Source organism: Streptomyces sp. NPDC006174, assembly GCF_040614075.1.
In the GTDB taxonomy this organism is placed as follows: domain Bacteria; phylum Actinomycetota; class Actinomycetes; order Streptomycetales; family Streptomycetaceae; genus Streptomyces.
Genome location: NZ_JBEXTJ010000005.1, coordinates 293,050 through 311,517 on the forward strand (window position 1 = coordinate 293,050; position 18,468 = coordinate 311,517).

The window sequence follows — 18,468 nt, forward strand, 5'->3', positions numbered from 1 at the left end:
AGCGCCGCTGATTGCCGGTTCGGTTGCCTGGTTTCCGCACGGGCGGGCGATGCAGCATCGTCGCGAGATCCGGGCCTCCAGGCTCGCGGGGATGCACGAGAGAGCGGTTACGACCCGATGACTTCACGCGCAGAGAACGGTCTGCTGCCGCTGACGGCGGCCCAGCGGGGGGTGTTCTTCGCCCAGCAGCTCGACCCCGCCAACCCGGCCTACAACACCATGGTCGCCATGGAGGTACGCGGACCGCTGGACGGCGGACTGCTCCAGCGCGCGATCCGCCGGGCCGAAGGGGAGAGCGGAAGCTTCGACGTCGAACTGGTGGAGCGGCCGGACGGTACGTACCAGCGGCCGGTCGCACCCGGCTGTTCGACCTGGCAGGAGTACGACTTCAGCGGTGAGCCGGACCCTCTCGCCGCCGCGCGGACGCTCATCGACCGTGACCGCGCGACCCCGCTCGACCTGGCGAAGGACGCGCTGTCGGCGCACATCCTGATACGGGTCGGAGCCGATCACCACGTCTGGTACCAGCGCAGCCACCACATCCTGTCCGACGCCTTCGGGTCGGTGCTGCACTCGCGCCGGATCTCCGCGTGCTACGAGGCGCTGGCCGCCGGGACGGAACCCGACGGCGAGCCGCTGGGCCGGCTCCAGGACCTGCTGGCGGACGAGAGCGCCTACCGGGCGTCGGCGGAGTACACCGCGGACCGGACGTACTGGGCGGGCGTCTTCGCCGACCGGCCCGAGACGGCCGGTCTGGGCCAGGGAGCGCCGACGACGGCGGCGGGCATGGCGATCGCCACGACGACGACGCTTCCGCCGGACGGACTGCGGGCGCTGCACACCGCCGGAAGGGCGGCCCGCACCCCGTGGACGGTGCCGATGCTGGCGGCGGTCGCCGCCTATCTGCACGGAATGACGGGAGTCCAGGACCTGACCCTGGGCGTGCCCACCACCGCCCGGCTCGGCGCGCGGTCCCAGAACGTGCCCGGCATGCTGTCGAACACGCTCCCGTTGCGGATCACCGTCGACCCGGCGGCCGACCGCGTCCAGCTGGTGCGCCAGGTCGCCCGGCGGCTGGGCGAACTGCTCACCCATCAGCGCTACCCGTACGACGAACTACGGCGGGACCTCGGCATGCTCGGCACCGAGGAGCAGTTGTTCGGCGTGCTCGTGAACATCATGCCGTCGGGCTCCGAGACCGCGTTCACCGGTCGCGAGGCCGAGGTGATGGCGCTGTCCGGCGGACCGGTCACCGACCTCAACATCACCTGCCACCCCGATCCCGGCGGCCGGGGCATGCGCATCGAGTTCGAGGCCAACCCCGACCGGTACAGCCTCGCCGAACTCCGCACGCACCAGCACCGGTTCACGGACTTCCTGGCCCGCTTCCTCGCCACTCCCGCAGAGGTGCCGCTCGCCCGCGTGGAGGTCCTGACCCCGGCGGAACGCACCCGGGCACTCGCCGAGGGCGGCCCCGGGCAGGATTCGGAACCCGTCGTCCCGCGTACCTTCCCGCAGCTGTTCGAGGAGCAGGTCAGGCGGACCCCGCACGCCCGCGCCGTGCTCTCGCCGACCGAATCCCTCGACTACGCGGCGCTCAACGCCCGCGCCAACCGCCTGGCAAGGGTGCTGGTCGAGCACGGTGCCGGCCCCGAGCGGCTGGTGGCGGTGGCCCTGCCGCGCGGCAGCGCCGCCCTGACCGCCACGGTGGCGGTGCTGAAGTCGGGCGCGGCCTGTCTCCCGGTCGACCTCGACTACCCGCGGTCCCGGGTCACCGCCATGCTCGACGACACCGCACCGCTGCTGCTGCTGACGACCCGCGCCGCCGACGACGCCACGCTCGCTCCCGCGGTGGAGCGCCTGTACCTGGACGAGGCGGCCGTTCCCGTCGGCCGCCCGCCGGCGGGCGGCGACACCGACGGCGACGATCTCGACGACCGGGGCCGCCGCACACCTCTGCGCCCGACCCACCCGGCGTACGTCATCTACACCTCCGGATCGACCGGCAGGCCCAAGGGCGTCGTCGTCACGCACACCGGCCTCGCCGCGCTGACACGCCACCAGAGCGACCTGCTGCGCCTGACGCCCGAGACCCGCGTGCTCCAGTTCTCCTCACCCAGCTTCGACGCCTCCGTATGGGAGCTGTGCGCGGCGCTCCTCACCGGCGCCACCGCGGTGGTCGCACCGGCCGAACGGCTCACGCCCGGGCCACCACTGGCCGGGCTCGTCGCCGAACTCGGCGTCGACTGCCTGCTGCTGGCACCGTCCACGCTGGCGGCCCTGCCGGCCGGCGGGCTTCCGGAGGGAATCAACCTGGTCGTCGGCGCCGAGGCGTGCCCGCCGGACCTGGTCGCACGCTGGTCGCCCGGCCGGCACATGGTCAACGCCTACGGCCCCACCGAGTCGACGGTCATCGCGACCCAGACCGGCGCGCTGTCCGGACGGATCGTCCCGCCCATGGGCCGTGCCGTCCCCGGCACCCGCGTCCGGCTGCTCGACGACGCGCTGCGGCCGGTACCGCCCGGAGTGGCGGGCGAGGTGTACCTCAGCGGTGACGGGCTCGCCCGCGGCTACCTCGGCCGTCCCGGCACCACCGGGGAACGGTTCGTCGCCGACCCCTTCGGCGCGCCCGGCAGCCGCATGTACCGGACGGGGGACGTGGCACAGCGGTCGGCGAGCGGCGAGCTCTCCTACCTGGGCCGGGCCGACAGCCAGGTCAAGGTACGTGGCTTCCGCATCGAACTCGGCGAGGTGGAGAGCGTTCTCGCCGAGTCGCCAGGCGTCGGCCGGGCTGTGGCGGCCGTCCGCGAGGACCGGCCGGGACACCGGCACCTGGTGGCCTACGTGACCCCGGCCGTCGCCGGTGAGCGGCCGGATGCGGTCGGGTTGCGTGAGCTGGTGGCGGGGCGGTTGCCGGAGTACATGGTTCCGGCGGTGGTGATGGTGGTGGAGTCGTTCGCGCTGACGCCGAACGGCAAGGTGGACCGGGGTGCGTTGCCGGTGCCGGAGTTCCGGGCGGTGGACGTGTACCGGGCTCCGGTGACGGAGCGGGAGCTGGTGTTGCACGAAGTGTTCGCCCAGGTGCTGGGTCAGCCGCGTGTCGGTGTCGACGACAGCTTCTTCGACCTCGGCGGCGACTCCATCATCGCCGTACAGGTGGCGTCCGGGGCCCATCGGGCCGGACTCGCCGTCACCGTGAAGGACGTCTTCGTCCACAAGACCATCGCCAAGCTCGCCGAGGCGGCCGAGGACGTCGGCGAGCGGGCCGCGGCCCCTCGTACCGGGGGCCTGGTGCGGATCGACGCGGAAGAACTCGACGAGCTCGAAGCCCAGTGGGGGGCAGCACTGTGAGACAGACATCCCTGGAAGCGGTCCTGCCGCTCTCGCCGTTGCAGCAGGGCATCCTTTTCCACGCGCTCTACGAGGAGGGACGGGCCGACAGCGGAAACGTCGACTTCTACAACGTCCAGACGCCGCTGGAGCTGACCGGGACGCTCGACACCGGCCTGCTGCGCGCCTCCTGCGGCGCACTGGTCGGTCGGCACGCGAGCCTGCGGGCGGGATTCCTGCGCCGCCGCTCCGGAGAGGCCGTCCAGGCCGTCGCGCGGGCCGTCGAGCCGCCGTGGGAGGAGGTCGACCTCTCCGGCTTCGGCCAGGAGGAACTGAGGCCGCGCCTCTCCCGGCTGCTCACCGAGGAGCGCGCACGGCGTTTCGACATGGCGAAACCGCCGCTGCTCCGGTTCACGCTGATACGGCTCGCAGCCGACCGGCACATCCTGCTGATCACCAACCACCACATCCTGCTGGACGGCTGGTCGCTGCCCTTGATCCTCGGCGATCTGTTCCGCATCTACGGGGACGGCGGCACGGCGGAGCGGCTGGAGCCGACGGTGCCCTTCCAGGACTATCTCGGCTGGGTCGGCGAGCAGGACAGGGACCAGGCCGAGCGGGCCTGGAAGAGCGTGCTGGACGGGGTCGACGGCGCCACGCTCGTCGCGGACGGAGCCGGCACCGGTTCCTCGGAGCGGGGCCAGCGGCGCGTCGTCACGGAGCTGTCCGAGCAGGCCGGTGCGGCCCTCACCGCCCTGGCCCGGAGCCGTGAACTCACCGTCAACACCCTGGTCCAGGGCGCCTGGGCGCTGCTGCTGACCGAGCTGACCGGCCGCCAGGACGTCGTCTACGGGAACACCGTCGCCGGCCGCCCGCCGGAGCTGCCCGGCAGCGACCGCATGGTGGGCCTGATGATGAACACCGTGCCGGCCCGGGTACGGGTCGACCCGGCGGAGCCGGTGGCGGAGCTGCTGGCCCGTATCCAGCACGACCACACGACCGTGATGGGCCACGACTATCTCGGCCTGGCCGAGATCCACCGCGCCGTGGGCGCCACCGAACTCTTCGACACCACCGTCGCCTTCGAGAACGTCCCCGTGGAACACGCCGTCCGGGGCGCCTCGGTGCCCGGACTCGACGTCGGTCTGCTGCGGGACGCCGTCGACGAGGCGTTCGAAGGCACCCACTACCCGCTGAGCCTGGCCGTCCACCCCGGCAGCCGGCTCCGCTTCGAACTCAACTACCGCGAGGACGTCTACACCGCCGATGCCGCGTGCGGCGTACTGCGGCGCCTGACCGGTCTGCTGGAGGACATCGCCGCCCGGCCCGACGAGCAGGCCGGACGGTTCCCCTCGCGGACGGACGCCGAGCGGTGCGAGATCCTGCGCGAGGCGAGCGGACGCACCGTCGAGCGGCCGGCCGGGACGCTGCCCGGTCTGTTCGAGGCACAGGCCCGCGCGACGCCCGACGCGGTGGCCGTCACGGACGGCACGACCAGCCTCACCTTCGACCTGCTCAACGCCGACGCCAACCGCCTGGCCCGGCTGATCGTCGCGCGCGGTGTGGGACCGGGCGACCTCGTCGGCGTCGCCGTGCCGCGGACCACGGACGCCGTGGTGGCGATCCTGGCCGTCCTCAAGTCGGGCGCCGCGTACCTGCCGATCGACGTCGGCCACCCCGCGGAGCGCGTCGCGGCGATCTGCGCGGAGGCCGGACCGGCCCTCGTCCTGGCCTCGGTCGCGACGGTGTCCGCCGTACCCGAATCCGTGCCGGCGCTGCTGCTCGACGAGACCATTCCGCCCGCGGACGGGACGGACCTCGACGACGGCGACCGCACCGGTCCGCTGCTGCCCGCCCACCTCGCCTACGTCATCCACACCTCGGGCTCCACGGGACGTCCCAAGGGTGTGGCCGTGGAGCACCGCAACCTGGCCAACATGTTCCACAGCCACCGGGCGAACTTCTTCGAGCCCGAGCGGGCGCGGGCGGGCGGACGGCCGCTGCGTGCCGCGCTCACCAACTCGCTCGGCTTCGACGCCTCCTGGAGCCAGCTTCTGTGGATGGTCGCCGGACACGAGCTGCACATGGTCGGTGACACCGTGCGCAAGGATTCCCTGGCACTCGTCCGCCATGTGGCGGAAGCACGGATCGACGTCGTCGACACCACACCCTCCGTCGCACGGCAGATGCTCGACGCGGGCATGTTCGCGGCGTCGGGGGAGGGGCACCGCGTGCGTGTCCTCGCGCTCGGCGGCGAGGAGGTGGCCGACGACCTGTGGACCGAACTCCACGGCATACCCGGCCTGTCGGTGTACAACCTCTACGGTCCCGCCGAGTGCACGGTCGACGCGATGCTCTGGCACCCCGGCGGCTCACCCGGCGCGGCGGGCCCGCCCGCCATCGGTGTCCCCGCCGACAACACCCGGGTCTACCTCCTGGACGCGTTCCTGCGGCCGGTGCCGGCCGGCGTCGTCGGCGAGCTGTACATCGCCGGTGACGGGGTCGCCCGTGGGTATCTGGGCCGTCCCGGCTTGTCGGCGGAGCGGTTCGTGGCCGACGTGTTCGGCCCGGCGGGTGCCCGGATGTACCGCACCGGCGACCTCGGGTGCCGCCGTGCCGACGGCGCCGTGGAATACCGCGGCCGGTCCGACTTCCAGGTCAAGGTACGCGGCCACCGCATCGAACTCGGCGAGATCCAGGCCGTGCTGGCCGACCACCCCACGGTGGGCCAGGCGGTCGCGGCGGTGTCCGCCGGCGGCGAGGGCGTACGCCGGATCGTCGGATACGTACGGGCTGCCGCCGGTGAGCGGCCGGACGCGGTCGCGTTGCGTGAGTACGTGGCGGGGCGGTTGCCGGAGTACATGGTTCCGGCGGTGGTGATGGTGGTGGAGTCGTTCGCGCTGACGCCGAACGGCAAGGTGGACCGTGGTGCGTTGCCGGTGCCGGAGTTCCGGGCGGTGGACGTGTACCGGGCTCCGGTGACGGAGCGGGAGCTGGTGTTGCACGAGGTGTTCGCGGAGGTGCTGGGGCAGTCGCGTATCGGAGTCGACGACAGCTTCTTCGACCTCGGCGGCGACTCCATCATCTCGATGCAGCTCGCGGCCCGCGCCCACCGCGCCGGGCTCGCCGTCACCGTCAGGGACGTCTTCGTCCACAAGACCATCGCCAAGCTCGCCGAGGCGGCCGAGGACATCGAGGAGAAGGACCCCGCGGCGGCGGACAGCTCCGTCACCGGGCCGCTGCTCGCGCTGAACGACGCCGAACGTGCGGAGATCACCGCCGACGGACACGAGCTCACCGGCGTACTGCCGCTCACTCCGCTCCAGCAGGGCATGCACTTCCACGCGCTGCTGGCCGCCGACGGTATCGACGTCTACACCGCCCAGGCGCCCGCACGGCTGGAAGGACCGCTGGCGTCCGCCGTGCTGCGCAAGGCGTTCGACGCGGCTCTCACCCGTCACACCGCGCTGCGCGTCTCGTTCCGGCTCCTGGCCTCGGGCCGTTCCGTCCAGGTGGTGCACGAGGGCCTGCGCGTGCCCTGGCGGGAGATCGATCTCTCCGGTCACGGCGAGGACGAACGCCGCCGTCGGCTGGCGGAGCTGGTCGACGAGGACCGTGTCACCCGCTTCGACCTCACCGACCCGCCGCTGATGCGCGTCACCCTGGTCCGGCTCGGGACCGACGACCACGCTCTGCTGACCACCTACCACCACGCCCTGCTCGACGGCTGGTCGCTGCCGCTGTTCTTCCGTGACGTCTTCTCCCTCTACGCCCGCGGTGGCGCCGACCGAGGCCGGCCGGTGGCTCAGTTCACCGACTTCCTCGGCTGGCTCACCCGGCAGGAGGACGAGCGGGCGACGCGGGCCTGGAGTGAGGCCCTGGCCGGTGTCGAAGGACCGACCCTGGTCGCTCCTGGCGCCGACGCGGCCACCGCGACCGTGCCCCACCTGGTGACGGAGGTCCTGGACGCGCAGGGGACGGACGCGCTCGCCGCCGCGGCACGCGGTGCGGGCCTGACGCTCAACACCGTGGTCCAGGGCGCCTGGGCGGTGGCACTCGGCCACCAACTGGGCCGCGACGACATCGTGTTCGGCGCGACGACCGCCGGGCGTCCACCGGAGCTGGCGGGCGTGGAGGAGATCGTCGGCCTGTTCATGAACACCGTCGCCGTACGGGTACGGCTGGATCCCGCACGACCGCTCGACCACATCCTGACCGACCTCCAGTCGCACCAGGCCGAGCTGCGCCCGTACCACCATGTCGGGCTCCCCGAGGTGCAGCGGGCGCTGGGACTCGGCGAACTCTTCGACACCGTCATCGGGTTCGAGAACACTCCCTTCGACGGCGCGGCCATCCAGGAACAGGTACCGGGCCTGCGGATCTCCCTGGACGAGGAGCCCGTCCCGGGCGCCTCGCACTATCCGCTCAGCCTGGTCGTCATGCCCGACGAGCGGCTCAGCCTCGAACTCAGCTACCGGGCCGACCTGTTCACGGCCGAGGCGGCCGGTGCGCTCCTGGCCAGGGTGCGCACGGTCCTCGACCGCTTCGTGCACGACCGGACCGTACCGCTGGGCCGGATCGACCTGCTCACGGACCGGGAACGCGGTGAGCTCCTGGCCGCGGCGGAAGGAGCGGCCCACGAGCGGACGGCGACCTTCCCGGAGCTCTTCGAGGAGCAGGTGCGGGCCAGCCCCGACGCCGTCGCGGTGTACGACAACGAACTGGCCCTCACCTACGGGGACCTCGACGTCCAGGCCAACCGGCTCGCCCGCGCACTGGTGGGCCGGGGCATCGGGCCGGAGCGTGTCGTGGCGGTCGCGATGCCGAAGTCGGCGCGGTCCGTCCTCGCGGTCCTGGCGGTCCTCAAGGCCGGCGCGGCCTATCTCCCGCTGGACCTCGGCTATCCGCCGGACCGGCTGCGCTACCTGATCGGTGACGCGCGGCCGGATCTCGTCCTCACCACCGGTGAGGGCGCGGCGGTCATGGCCGAGGCCGGTGCGAAGGAGGTGCTGTGCCTGGACGGGCCCGGACCGGATGCCGAGAACAGCAGCGAACTCCTTGACGCCGATGCGGAGTTGACGTCCGGTCTGTCCGGGGGCACTCTCACCGACGCCGACCGGATCGCGCCGCTGCGGCCCGCGAACGCCGCCTATCTGATCTACACCTCCGGGTCGACCGGCCGGCCCAAGGGCGTGCTGGTGTCCCACCTCGGGATCGCCGCGCTGGTCGCCCAGCAGCAGGACGGGCTCGCGCTCCGTGCGCGGGAGCGGGTGCTGCTGTTCGCCTCGCCGAGCTTCGACGCGTCCGTATGGGAACTGGCCACGGCGCTCCTGACCGGAGCGAGCGCGGTCACCGCGGACGCCGACGAGCTGCTTCCCGGACCGGCCCTGGCGCGGACGGTCGCGCGCCACGGCGTGACCGCGCTCCTGTTGCCGCCGTCCTCGCTCGCCGTACTGCCCGAGGACGCCCTGCCCGACGGGGTCACCCTCGTCGTCGGCGGTGAGGCGTGCCCGCCGGACCTGGTCGCACGCTGGTCGGCCGGGCGCCGCATGGTCAACGCGTACGGTCCCACCGAGGCGACCGTCATGGCGACGATGAGCCGCCCGCTGTCCGGGCGGACCGCTCCGCCGATGGGCGGGCCGGTCGCCGGTGCGCGGGTCCATGTGCTGGACGCCTCCCTGCGGCCGGTCCCCGTCGGGGTGGCGGGTGAGCTCTACCTGGCGGGCCACGGCCTGGCCCGCGGTTATCTGCGGCGGTCCGGGCTGACCGCGGAGCGCTTCGTGGCCGACCCGTTCGGCCCGCCGGGCACTCGCATGTACCGCTCGGGCGACCTGGCGCGGCGCACGGCGGACGGCGGCCTGGAGTACCTGGGCCGCGCCGACGAGCAGGTCAAGGTACGAGGCTTCCGTATCGAACCGGGCGAGATCGAGGCGGTGCTCGCCGCCGAGCCTTCGGTGGCGCAGACCGTCGTGGTCGTCCGGGAGGACACACCCGGCTCACCACGCCTGGTGGCGTACGTGGCCCCGGCGGCGGCCGGCCCGCTCGACCCGGCGGCGCTCCGTGACCGGGTCGCCGCCGTGCTGCCGGAGCACATGGTGCCGGCGGCCGTCGTCGTGCTCGACCGGCTGCCGGTGACACCGAGCGGCAAGCTCGACCGCGCCGCTCTGCCCGCACCGGACTTCTCGGGAGCCGACGGCGGGCGGGCACCACGGACCGACCGCGAGAAGCTGCTGTGCGCGCTGTTCGAGAAGGCCCTCGGCACGGAGGGCGTCGGCATCGACGACAGCTTCTTCGACCTGGGCGGCGACTCGATCGTCTCCATCAAGCTCGTCACGATGGCCCACGCGGAGGGCCTGGACATCGCCCCGCGCGATGTCTTCGCCCACAAGACCGTGGCGGCACTCGCCACCGCGGTCAAGGACCTGGTTCCGGCGGCGGACACCGACGCGGCCGACGCGCAGGAACCGCTGATCACCCTGGACCAGAGCGAGCTCGACGAGTTCGCCGAGGACTGGCGGTAGCCGGCCCCGCCCCACGTGGGACCGACGTACCGCCGGACACGCACCACCGCACCGAGCGCCACCACCGGACCACGGACGGCCTGGACCCTGCCAGGCCGGTCCGGTGCGCACCACCACGCGGCCCGGCCATGCGGCGCGGACCGCACAGGACCGAACGACGGACGACCGAAGCGGTCACGACCAGGTGAGGACAACCGACATGACCAGCAGCACCCCGACTGTTGACGTACCTTCCCCGGACGTGGCCGCGCCGGTCCCGTCGGAGAAGGATCGCGGCGACACTCCGGTCGAGTACCACCTGGACACCACCGAGGTGACCCAGCTGGAGGAGGCCGCCGCACGGCTCGGGAGCGCCCACGGGGCGCCCGGCCTGGCGGACTTCTACGACCACGCCCACACGGCCGAGGAACTGCTCCCCGCCGGCCTGCGCAGATTCCTCCTCTCCTACCGCAGGACCGAGCGGTCCGCCGCGTGCCTGGTACACGGCTTCCCGGTGGACGACGCGCTGATCGGACCGACCCCGGACCACTGGCGCCAGGCCATCCGCTCCGACGCGGCCCGGTCCCAGGAGCTGTGGCTGGCGATGTGCGGCATGGCGCTGGGCGACCCGTTCGGCTGGGCGACCCTCCAGGAAGGGCGCATCATCCAGAACATCCTGCCGATCCGCGGCGACGAGCAGCGGCAGAGCGGCTACGGCAGCGAGAGCCTGCTGGAGTTCCACACCGAGGACGGCTTCCATCCGAACCGCTGCGACTACCTCATGCTCTTCGGGCTGCGCAACCACGACCTGGTGCCGACCATCGTCGCATCCGTCCGTGACGTACGGCTGAGCGATGACGACCGCGCGGTGCTCGCCGAGCCGCGTTTCCTCATCATGCCGGACACCGAGCACATACGGCAGTTGGAGGCCCAGGACCCCGCCCATCCCGCGCTGGAGAAGCTGTACGCGATGATCAGCGGCGCCACGCCGACCGCCGTCCTGTCCGGCGACCGGTTCAGCCCCTACCTGCGCATCGACCGGCCGTTCATGGACGTCGCACCGGGGGACACCGAGGCCGAGGGCGCGCTCGACCGGCTGATGGCCGAGCTGCACCGGGTGCAGAGGGACGTCGCCGTGGGCCCCGGCTCACTGCTCATCGTGGACAACTACCGCGCGGTGCACGGCCGTCGGTCGTTCACGGCCCGGTACGACGGCACCGACCGCTGGCTGAAGAAGCTCACCGTCAGCCGCAACCTGCGCCGCAACCTCAGCGGATACGTACCCGGCAGCCACCGCGTCATCGTCTGAGCCGGTCGGACCGAAGAAGACAGGGTCGGGCCGAAGAAGATCAGGAGAGACATCATGCGCACCGTCATCGTGTCCGGCGCGTCCAGCGGCATCGGACTCGCCACCGCCGAGCGGTTCGCCCGCTCGGGCGACCACGTGGTCAATCTCGACATCCAGGCACCCACCGGCGGCACGGCGGACGGCCCTCGCGAGGGAGGAGGCGAGATCCGGACGGTCCTGCTCGACGTCGCCGACTGGACCGCCGTCGGTGAGGCCGTCGACCGGGTACACGCCGACCGCGGCCGCCTCGACGTCGTCATCGCCAACGCGGGCATCAGCGTCCGGCACTCCATCCTCGACCTCACCGAGAAGGACGCCCGGCGCACCCTGGACGTCAATCTGATGGGTGTCCTGGCCCTGTGGCGGCACGCCGTTCCGCACATGCTGCGGGAGGGCCACGGAGTGCTCCTGGCGACGGCGTCCGTCAACGGTTCGCGCGGCTACCCTCTCTACGCGGACTACAACGCCAGCAAGGCCGGTGTCGCCTCGCTGTGCCAGACCTTCGCCGTGGAGCTGAGCCCGCTGATCAGGACGGCGTGCGTCGCCCCCGGCGCCGTACTGACACCCATGCAGCGCGCCGAGTACACCGACGCGATGCTCGACGAGGTCAACGAACGCATCCCGGCCCGGCGGCACGCCCTGCCCGAGGAGATCGCGGACGTGTTCCACTTCCTGGCCTCGCCGCAGGCGTCCTTCATCTCCGGTCAGCAGTTCACCGTGGACGGCGCGGAGACGGCCGGCGCCACCACCGCGTTCTTCCCCGGCCCCACCGAGCCGATGCGCTGACCCGGACGGCGGCCGGCCACCGCCGTCCGCCCCGCGCCCTTCCGCTGCCGCCCGCCCGTAACCCGAGTCCGAGGAACCGCCCCATGCACACCCGCCCCGCACTCGATCAGGGCCCGCTCGACGCCGTCGATCTGGCCGATCCGCTGCTGCACGCCCACCACGACCTGGGGCCGTTGTGGCGCCGGCTGCGGGAGGAGGCGCCGGTGCACTGGCAGCCCGAGAGCGGCAGCCGTCCGGGGTTCTGGGTGATCAGTGGTTACGCGGACGTCGTCTCGGTGCTCAGCGACAGCGGGAGCTTCACCTCGGAGCAGGGCAACGTGCTGGACACCCTGCTCGCCGGCGGTGACTCGGCGGCCGGAAGGATGCTGGCCGTCACGGACGGACAGCCGCACAAGGCGCTGCGCAGCGCGCTGCTCAAGCCGTTCTCGCCGCGCTCCCTCGGCGTGGTGGTCGAGAGCGTGCGGCGTGGCACCCGGCGGCTGGTCGAGGAGGCGGTGGAGCGGGGCGAGGTGGACTTCGCCGCCGACGTGGCCGCGCACATCCCGCTCGCCGCCATCTGCGACCTGCTCGGCGTGCCGCCCGCCGACCGGCAGCACATCATCGAACTCACCTCCTCCGCCCTGTCCACCGCGGACGGGCTCCCCGACGAGGAGGCGACCTGGGCGTCGCGCAACGGACTGCTGCTCTACTTCTCGGAGCTGGCCGCCGCCCGGCACGACAAACCGTACGACGATGTGGTCAGCCTGCTGGTGACCAAGGAGATCGACGGGCGGCCCCTCACGCACGAGGAGATCGTCTTCAACTGCTACAGCATCATCATGGGCGGCCACGAGACGACCCGCTTCTCGATGGTCGGCGGGCTCCAGGCGCTGATGGAGCGGCCCGACCAGTGGCGGGCCCTCAAGTCCGGCGAGGTGACGACGGACTCGGCGGTCGAGGAGGTACTGCGCTGGACGAGCCCCGCTCTGCACAGCGGGCGGACCGCGACCCAGGATCTCTTCCTCGGCGACCAGTTCGTCGAGGAGGGCGACATCGTCACCACCTGGCTGGCCTCCGCCAACCGTGACGGCCGGGTCTTCGCCGAGCCCGAGGAGTTCGACCTGGCGCGGACCCCCAACAAGCACCTGGCGTTCGCCTACGGACCCCACTTCTGCCTCGGCGCGTTCCTGGCCCGCGCCGAGCTGACGGCCCTCCTGGAGAGCCTGTGCGACCTGGTCGCCGAAGCTCGTCCTACCGGCCCGCCGGCTTACGTGTACTCGAACTTCCTGAGCGGTCTCTCCTCCCAGCCGGTGAGCCTCACCGGAGCGGGCTCCGGACGCTGACCCGGTCGACCGCCGGCGTCCCATCCGCCGTGCTCGTGCCGGTCAGCCTCATCGCCGCGCCCCGGTTCCGGCCAGGCAGCCGGGCGGCAACTTCGGCGGGACGGCGTCAGGATGCCCAGCGCGGGAAGTCGGCCGGGTTGCCCGACACCCCCTAGTTGCCGCGCGCTTGCCGGGCCCGTTGCCTGGGCCCGGTCATCGGCAGGTCCTAGCCTCGACGGCATGACTCACACTCCTGCCGCCATCGGCATCGAGGCCATCGCTCCCGTGGTGATCGGTATGGTCCAGGTGGTCGCGCCTCGCAAGCTGGACCGGATCGATCTCGACCACCGGCTCGTCGGTGACCTCGGCTTCCACTCCCTGGTCCTCGCGGAGCTCGGATACAACCTGGAGGATCTCTTCACCCTCCAGGCGCTGAATCCTGAGGCCGCCATGAAGCTGGAGAGGGTCAGCGACGTGATCGAGCTGGTCAGCGCCGAGGTGGTCGCGGGCCGGGCGGAGCTGCCCGACGAGGAAGTCCTGAGCGGCATGTTCAGCCGCTACGGCGTCGACAGCCCCCTGGTATGAGCGGCCACGCGGTGGAGCGTGCGGCCTACGCGCTGGTCGCCGATCTGGAGCGGACGCTCGGTGACCCGGCTGCCGGGAGCGGACCCTTCTCCTTCGCCGAGATCGTGGCGCACGAGGAGAACGACAGCCTTCCACCAGGGGCGGTGGAACTGCTCAGATCGTGGGGCTTCTCCGGTTACCTGGTGCCCGAGGAGTTCGGTGGCCGGCTCCGGAACCTCGAAGACCTCTTCCTGCTCACCCGTACGCTCGCGCGCCGCAATCTGACGCTCGCGGTGATGTTCGGCTCCGCGCTGCTCGGCGTCAACTCGGTCTGGCTGTGGGGGAACGACGAGCAGCGCGCACGGGTCGCGGGCGCCCTCCTGGACGGGGAGCTCGCCTGCTTCGCGGTTTCCGAACCCGACCACGGCAGCGATCTCGGCACCAACGAGACCGTTGCCGAATCCGACGGCGACGACTTCCTCCTGACCGGAGAGAAGTGGCCTGTCGGCAACGCGACCCGGGGCCGCTTCGTCACTGTCTACGCGGCGATCGACGGTTCGCGGTCCTCTCTGCTGCTCCTGGACAAGGAGCAGCTGGAGAAGGGCAGTTGGACCAACCATCCGTTCGTGAGAACGGTCGGGCTGCGCGGTCATGACCTCAGCGGGATCACCTTCGACCGCACCAGGGTGCCGGCCGCCGCACTCCTCGGGCGTCCCGGTGCCGGACTGGTCGGGATCCTGCAGGTGCTCCAGATCACCCGTACGGCGATCGGAGCACTGTCCATCGGCACCATGGACTCGGTGCTGCGGATCGCTCTGCGTCACGCGCGTGAGCGAGTGCTCTACGGACAGGAGATCTACCGGCTTCCGGTCATCCGGCGGCATCTGGTCCACGCCCATGTGGACCTGCTGATCGCGGAGTGCACGGCGCTGCCGGTGGCGCGTTCGCTCTCCGTCGTGCCGTCCCGGCTCAGCCTGTGGTCGTCCGTGGTCAAATACCTCGTCCCGACCCTCGGCGAGGAGGTGGTGCAGGAGGCCGCCAGGGTGCTCGGAGCCCGGAGCTATCTGCGCGAAGGCGTGGCCTCCGGAGCGTTCCAGAAGCTCCAGCGCGACCACGCGATAGCGAGCATCTTCGAGGGGACCACGCACGTCAACCTCCACAGCATCGCCTCACAGCTTCCCGCGGTGGCACGCGTGGCCGACCGTCCCGCCGTCGGCGGGGAAGAGGTGCTGCGGCAGCTCTTCGACTGGTCCGAGGACGCTCCGCGGTGGCATCCCTCGGGCAGGGCGCTGCGGCTGACCAACGCCAGTGAGGACGAGATCACCCGCGGCTGGGACCCGGCGGCCGCCGACGCCCGCCGGATCGCGGAATCCGAACTCGCCGGGCCCGAGGGCGCCGCGCTCGTCAAGGTGCTCAGCGAACTCTCCCGACGCCGGACCGACTTCTACGCGCGGATCGCCGCCGAGGCGCCCGACGCCGCCTCCACGCACGGGCAGGACCAGGCGACCGAGCACAGCGTCCACCACGCGGCCGCCTCCTGCCTCTACACCTGGCTCTACTCCTTCGAGCGGGAGCGCGCGGCACCGGGCGGCAGCGGATGGCTGGTGCTGGCGCTTCAGCGACTGCTGCGGCGGCTGGACCACGCGACCGAGCTGGAGGAGAGCTGTCTGCCGTGGCTGGAGGAGCTGATGCTGTCGAGCCTCGACGGCCCGCGACATTTCTCACTCCAGGCCGTCAGGTCGGCTGCCGGGCCGGCGTCGGCGTGAGCGGGCCGCCGCCTCCGGCGGAGCGTCAGATGGCCCGGCGCCAGGCGCTGCCCGCCAGTACGGGCCGGTCGCGGCCGTGCTCGCCGGACCGTCCGAGGTCCGCCGAGGCTTCCTCCTGGGTGACCCAGTGCCGCACGAGCGCGTGGACCCCGTATCTGTACTGCTGGCCCCGATGGATCTGGATCAGTGAGACGTCGGCGAGTTCGGCCAGGAGGTGGGCGACACGTGTGCTTCCGAATCCCCCGCCCGACCGGGCCGGGATCGCGTCCAGGGAGAACGTGCGGGGCAGCGAGGACAGTTCACGGAGCAGCTCGCGATGAGGCGGAGGCAACAGTTCGTAGCTCCACCGCACGCTGTCCGACAGCGTGCGGTGCCGCGACAGGTCGCCGGCGTCGACGTGTGCGAGCAGGTGGAAGAGCATCCCGTCGTGCAGGAGGGTGGTGAGAGGGAGCGATCTGAGTCCTCGCGCGGCCACTTCTATCGCCAGGGGCATGCCGTCGAGGAGCCGGCAGAGCTGCTGCACCAGCGGCAGGCGGTTGCCCAGGTCGAGCGTCGGCAGACTGGCCCGTACCCGGCGCAGGAACAGCTCCACCGCGCTCGGGAGCTCGGTGTCCGAGCCGTCCAGCTGGTCGTACGAGAGCGGCTCGACCTCCCAGGTCTCGGCCGCGCCGACGGCCAGGGCGCGGCGCGAGGTCACGATGATCTGGAGCCCGGGATGCTCGTCGAGGAGCTGTCGGGCTATCCGCGCCGTCTGCTGCGAGACATGCTCGGCGCTGTCCAGGACCAGGAGCCGCCGTCCGAGCCCGGCACCGCCCCGCGCCCCGCCTTCGTTGCTGGTCAGGCGCCGCACTACACGCGTCAACTCGGCTGCCGAGGCGGCGGGTTCGAGATGCTGGGGCGGGATGTCGTGCAGTTCGGCGACGGCCACTCCGCCCTGGAACAGCGGGCGCAGCCGGGATGCCGCTGCCAGGGCGATGCGGGTCTTGCCCACGCCACCGGGTCCGGTGAGAACGATCAGCCGACTGCGCTGCGCGGCGGAGAGCACGTGCCCCAGGTCGGCCTGGCGGCCCACCAGCGCGTCGCCCAAGGGCCTGGGGCCCTGCCACGGCGGGAGCGATGCCGGCTCGGAGTGGAGGTCCGGGGGATGCCCGAACGCCGGCCGGCGCCCGCTGTCCCAGGGCGCCGGCTCGGAGAACACGGCGGCGGTGGCGCCGAGCGCGGTGAGCAGCAGGTTGACGGAAGTCCGACGCGGGTTGGTGTTGGAGCCGGTTTCCAGATTGCGGATGGTCCGGACACTGACGCCGGACCGGTCGGAGAGCTCCTCCTGCGTCCAGCCGGACAGTCTGCGCTGATTGAGAAGGAAGTCGCGGAGCTGATGAATGTCTGTTCTGTCGAAAGAGTAGTGTTCCTTCAGAATTGGCATGTAAGCCCCCCGTGAATGATTAACAGTGCCAGTCGTGCGCATCCGCGCGATGCGAAATTCCGGTCGCCGCATTCTTTGTGAGAGCGGTGGTACCGATAGGCGAGCCATGGCGTTTATAGCGCCGGGAGGTTCGCGTATGCGCTGACGAGCGGCTCAGTGAAACATCTCCGTGCAATTACGGAGGACCCTACTCGAAGACCTCATCCGATTGGGAGATGTGGAGACGGCAGAAAATTCGGCTGAGCGGCACGCCTCCGGCCGTCCTGGCTTTGATCAGCTGTGACTCGCCGGTGTGAGGCGAGAAACCGGCGTTCACGGCGTCCTGCACTGATCGGTCGCCTTTCCTGTCTGGTGCGCGGCCAATGGACGAGTGGTGACGCGGGGCCCGATCCCGCGGAGCCCGGAGGCTGCCGACCGTTCGGGTCGTCGGACCGGATGCGACGAGACGCCCCTGCCCCTTGCGGATCCCGGCCACGTCATCCTTCCGGACGCCCGGAAGGGAAACGCCGTACTCTCCCGAGGTCGATCGGTGCTGCCGGTCCCCAAGAGGCATTGACCACGTCGACGAACGCTCATGACGGCCTGAAAGTACCGCATCGACGTGCTCTCGGACAGGCAAGATTGGCTTGAAATGACATTGCCGTAGGGTGAAGCTCACGCAGGTCGCCGGGTCGGTTGTTTCTCATTGTCCCGTTTTTTCGCTGCTTTCAGCGCCAAATCGTTCAGCAGGTCATGCGAAACATGGCTGGCCGAAAGTGCCACTACGGACAGGAGGAGGCCGGAACGTGCCGACCAGCGGCCGGTGAACACAACTGGACCGGAAGGTGACATGGGCGTTCCGGACGTCGGGGGAGCGGTGAGGAACGTGCCGTCGGGCCGCAGCCGGACGGTGAAGTCCCGGAAGCCGAAACGGGCTCCCGTCCACGGCGAGAACGCCTTGTAGGAAGCCTCCTTGGCACAGAAGAGCAGACGGTCCAGTGGCAGACCGGCGGCCGGGCGAGAGTCCTGCCGGAGCCAGCCCGCCTCGACGTCCGTGACGATCCGCTCCGCCATGAAGCGGGGGAGGGGCTTCCGCGGCTCCGCGTCGATGCCCAGAGCGGCGAAGTCTTCGGTCAGCGCGACAGCGGCCGCGCGATAGCTCCGGCAGTGGGCCATGCTCCCCACGACCCCCGCCGGCCAGCCGGGTGCGCCCAGAGGGCCTGGCACCAAGGGTGCCGAGTCCACCCCGAGGCCGGCCAGTGCCGCACGGGCGCACCCGCGCACCGTGGTGAACTCCTTGCGCCGCTCGTCGTGCACCCCTTCCACCACCGCCCGTTCGGTGGCGAAGAGGGTGACGGGGGCTTCCGGGCCGTCGTCGTCGAACGCCTCCCGCGTCCGCACCCCGGTGGGCACCACCTCAGCGATCACGCCTCGCCTCCTCCTCCTCCTCCTCCTGCTGTTGCTGGACAAC

The 18,468-nt window shown here is 71.6% G+C and carries 9 protein-coding genes; 7 read left to right on the forward strand and 2 right to left on the reverse strand.

All coding sequences use genetic code 11. The features are described from left to right. The first annotated feature begins 117 nt into the window (after positions 1-117). The 7 genes from ABZ267_RS13605 to ABZ267_RS13635 all read left to right on the forward strand — a co-directional run bounded on the left by ABZ267_RS13605 (position 118) and on the right by ABZ267_RS13635 (position 15,595). Positions 118-3,351 carry an amino acid adenylation domain-containing protein gene (locus ABZ267_RS13605; RefSeq protein ID WP_356752172.1) on the forward strand — a complete coding sequence of 1,078 codons (3,234 nt, stop codon included), beginning with the start codon at positions 118-120 and terminating at the stop codon, positions 3,349-3,351. Further along, a complete protein-coding gene (locus tag ABZ267_RS13610; protein ID WP_356752174.1) occupies positions 3,348-9,851 on the forward strand; it encodes an amino acid adenylation domain-containing protein in 6,504 nt (2,167 codons plus the stop codon). Before ABZ267_RS13605 ends, ABZ267_RS13610 begins: the two co-directional genes overlap by 4 nt. 199 nt (positions 9,852-10,050) lie before the next feature. Beyond that, a complete protein-coding gene (gene gntD / locus ABZ267_RS13615) occupies positions 10,051-11,139 on the forward strand; it encodes a guanitoxin biosynthesis L-enduracididine beta-hydroxylase GntD (protein ID WP_356752176.1) in 1,089 nt (362 codons plus the stop codon). Positions 11,140-11,193: 54 nt separating this feature from the next. After that, positions 11,194-11,964, forward strand: coding sequence for an SDR family oxidoreductase (locus ABZ267_RS13620; RefSeq protein WP_356752178.1), 771 nt, complete (start codon positions 11,194-11,196; stop codon positions 11,962-11,964). An 83-nt stretch (positions 11,965-12,047) separates the two neighbouring features. Further along, positions 12,048-13,286: a cytochrome P450 gene (locus ABZ267_RS13625; protein ID WP_356752180.1), complete on the forward strand. Its 1,239-nt coding sequence runs from the start codon at positions 12,048-12,050 to the stop codon at positions 13,284-13,286. A 219-nt stretch (positions 13,287-13,505) separates the two neighbouring features. Then, positions 13,506-13,850, forward strand: a complete 345-nt coding sequence (locus ABZ267_RS13630) for an acyl carrier protein (RefSeq protein WP_356752182.1) — start codon at positions 13,506-13,508, stop codon at positions 13,848-13,850. Next, positions 13,847-15,595, forward strand: a complete 1,749-nt coding sequence (locus ABZ267_RS13635; RefSeq protein ID WP_356752184.1) for an acyl-CoA dehydrogenase family protein — start codon at positions 13,847-13,849, stop codon at positions 15,593-15,595. The genes ABZ267_RS13630 and ABZ267_RS13635 overlap by 4 nt, the downstream gene beginning before the upstream one ends. Positions 15,596-15,620: 25 nt before the next feature. Here the strand turns inward: ABZ267_RS13635 and ABZ267_RS13640 are convergent, their stop codons facing one another. Both ABZ267_RS13640 and ABZ267_RS13645 read right to left on the reverse strand, forming a co-directional pair. After that, complete coding sequence (locus ABZ267_RS13640; protein WP_356752186.1) at positions 15,621-17,018, reverse strand: helix-turn-helix domain-containing protein; 1,398 nt, start codon at positions 17,016-17,018, stop codon at positions 15,621-15,623. 654 nt (positions 17,019-17,672) lie between these two features. Then, the gene (locus tag ABZ267_RS13645) at positions 17,673-18,425 is read right to left on the reverse strand and encodes a 4'-phosphopantetheinyl transferase superfamily protein (RefSeq protein ID WP_356752188.1); all 753 of its coding nucleotides are present in this window, start codon (positions 18,423-18,425) and stop codon (positions 17,673-17,675) included. Positions 18,426-18,468 lie beyond the last annotated feature (43 nt).

Bases quoted from the DNA above. Each gene is read 5' to 3' on its own strand.
- ABZ267_RS13605 (WP_356752172.1), top strand. From the start codon at position 118: ATGACTTCACGCGCAGAGAACGGTCTGCTGCCGCTGACGGCGGCCCAG.
- ABZ267_RS13620 (WP_356752178.1), top strand. From the start codon at position 11,194: ATGCGCACCGTCATCGTGTCCGGCGCGTCCAGCGGCATCGGACTCGCC.
- ABZ267_RS13635 (WP_356752184.1), top strand. From the start codon at position 13,847: ATGAGCGGCCACGCGGTGGAGCGTGCGGCCTACGCGCTGGTCGCCGAT.
- ABZ267_RS13630 (WP_356752182.1), top strand. From the start codon at position 13,506: ATGACTCACACTCCTGCCGCCATCGGCATCGAGGCCATCGCTCCCGTG.
- ABZ267_RS13625 (WP_356752180.1), top strand. From the start codon at position 12,048: ATGCACACCCGCCCCGCACTCGATCAGGGCCCGCTCGACGCCGTCGAT.
- ABZ267_RS13640 (WP_356752186.1), bottom strand. From the start codon at position 17,018: ATGCCAATTCTGAAGGAACACTACTCTTTCGACAGAACAGACATTCAT.
- gntD (WP_356752176.1), top strand. From the start codon at position 10,051: ATGACCAGCAGCACCCCGACTGTTGACGTACCTTCCCCGGACGTGGCC.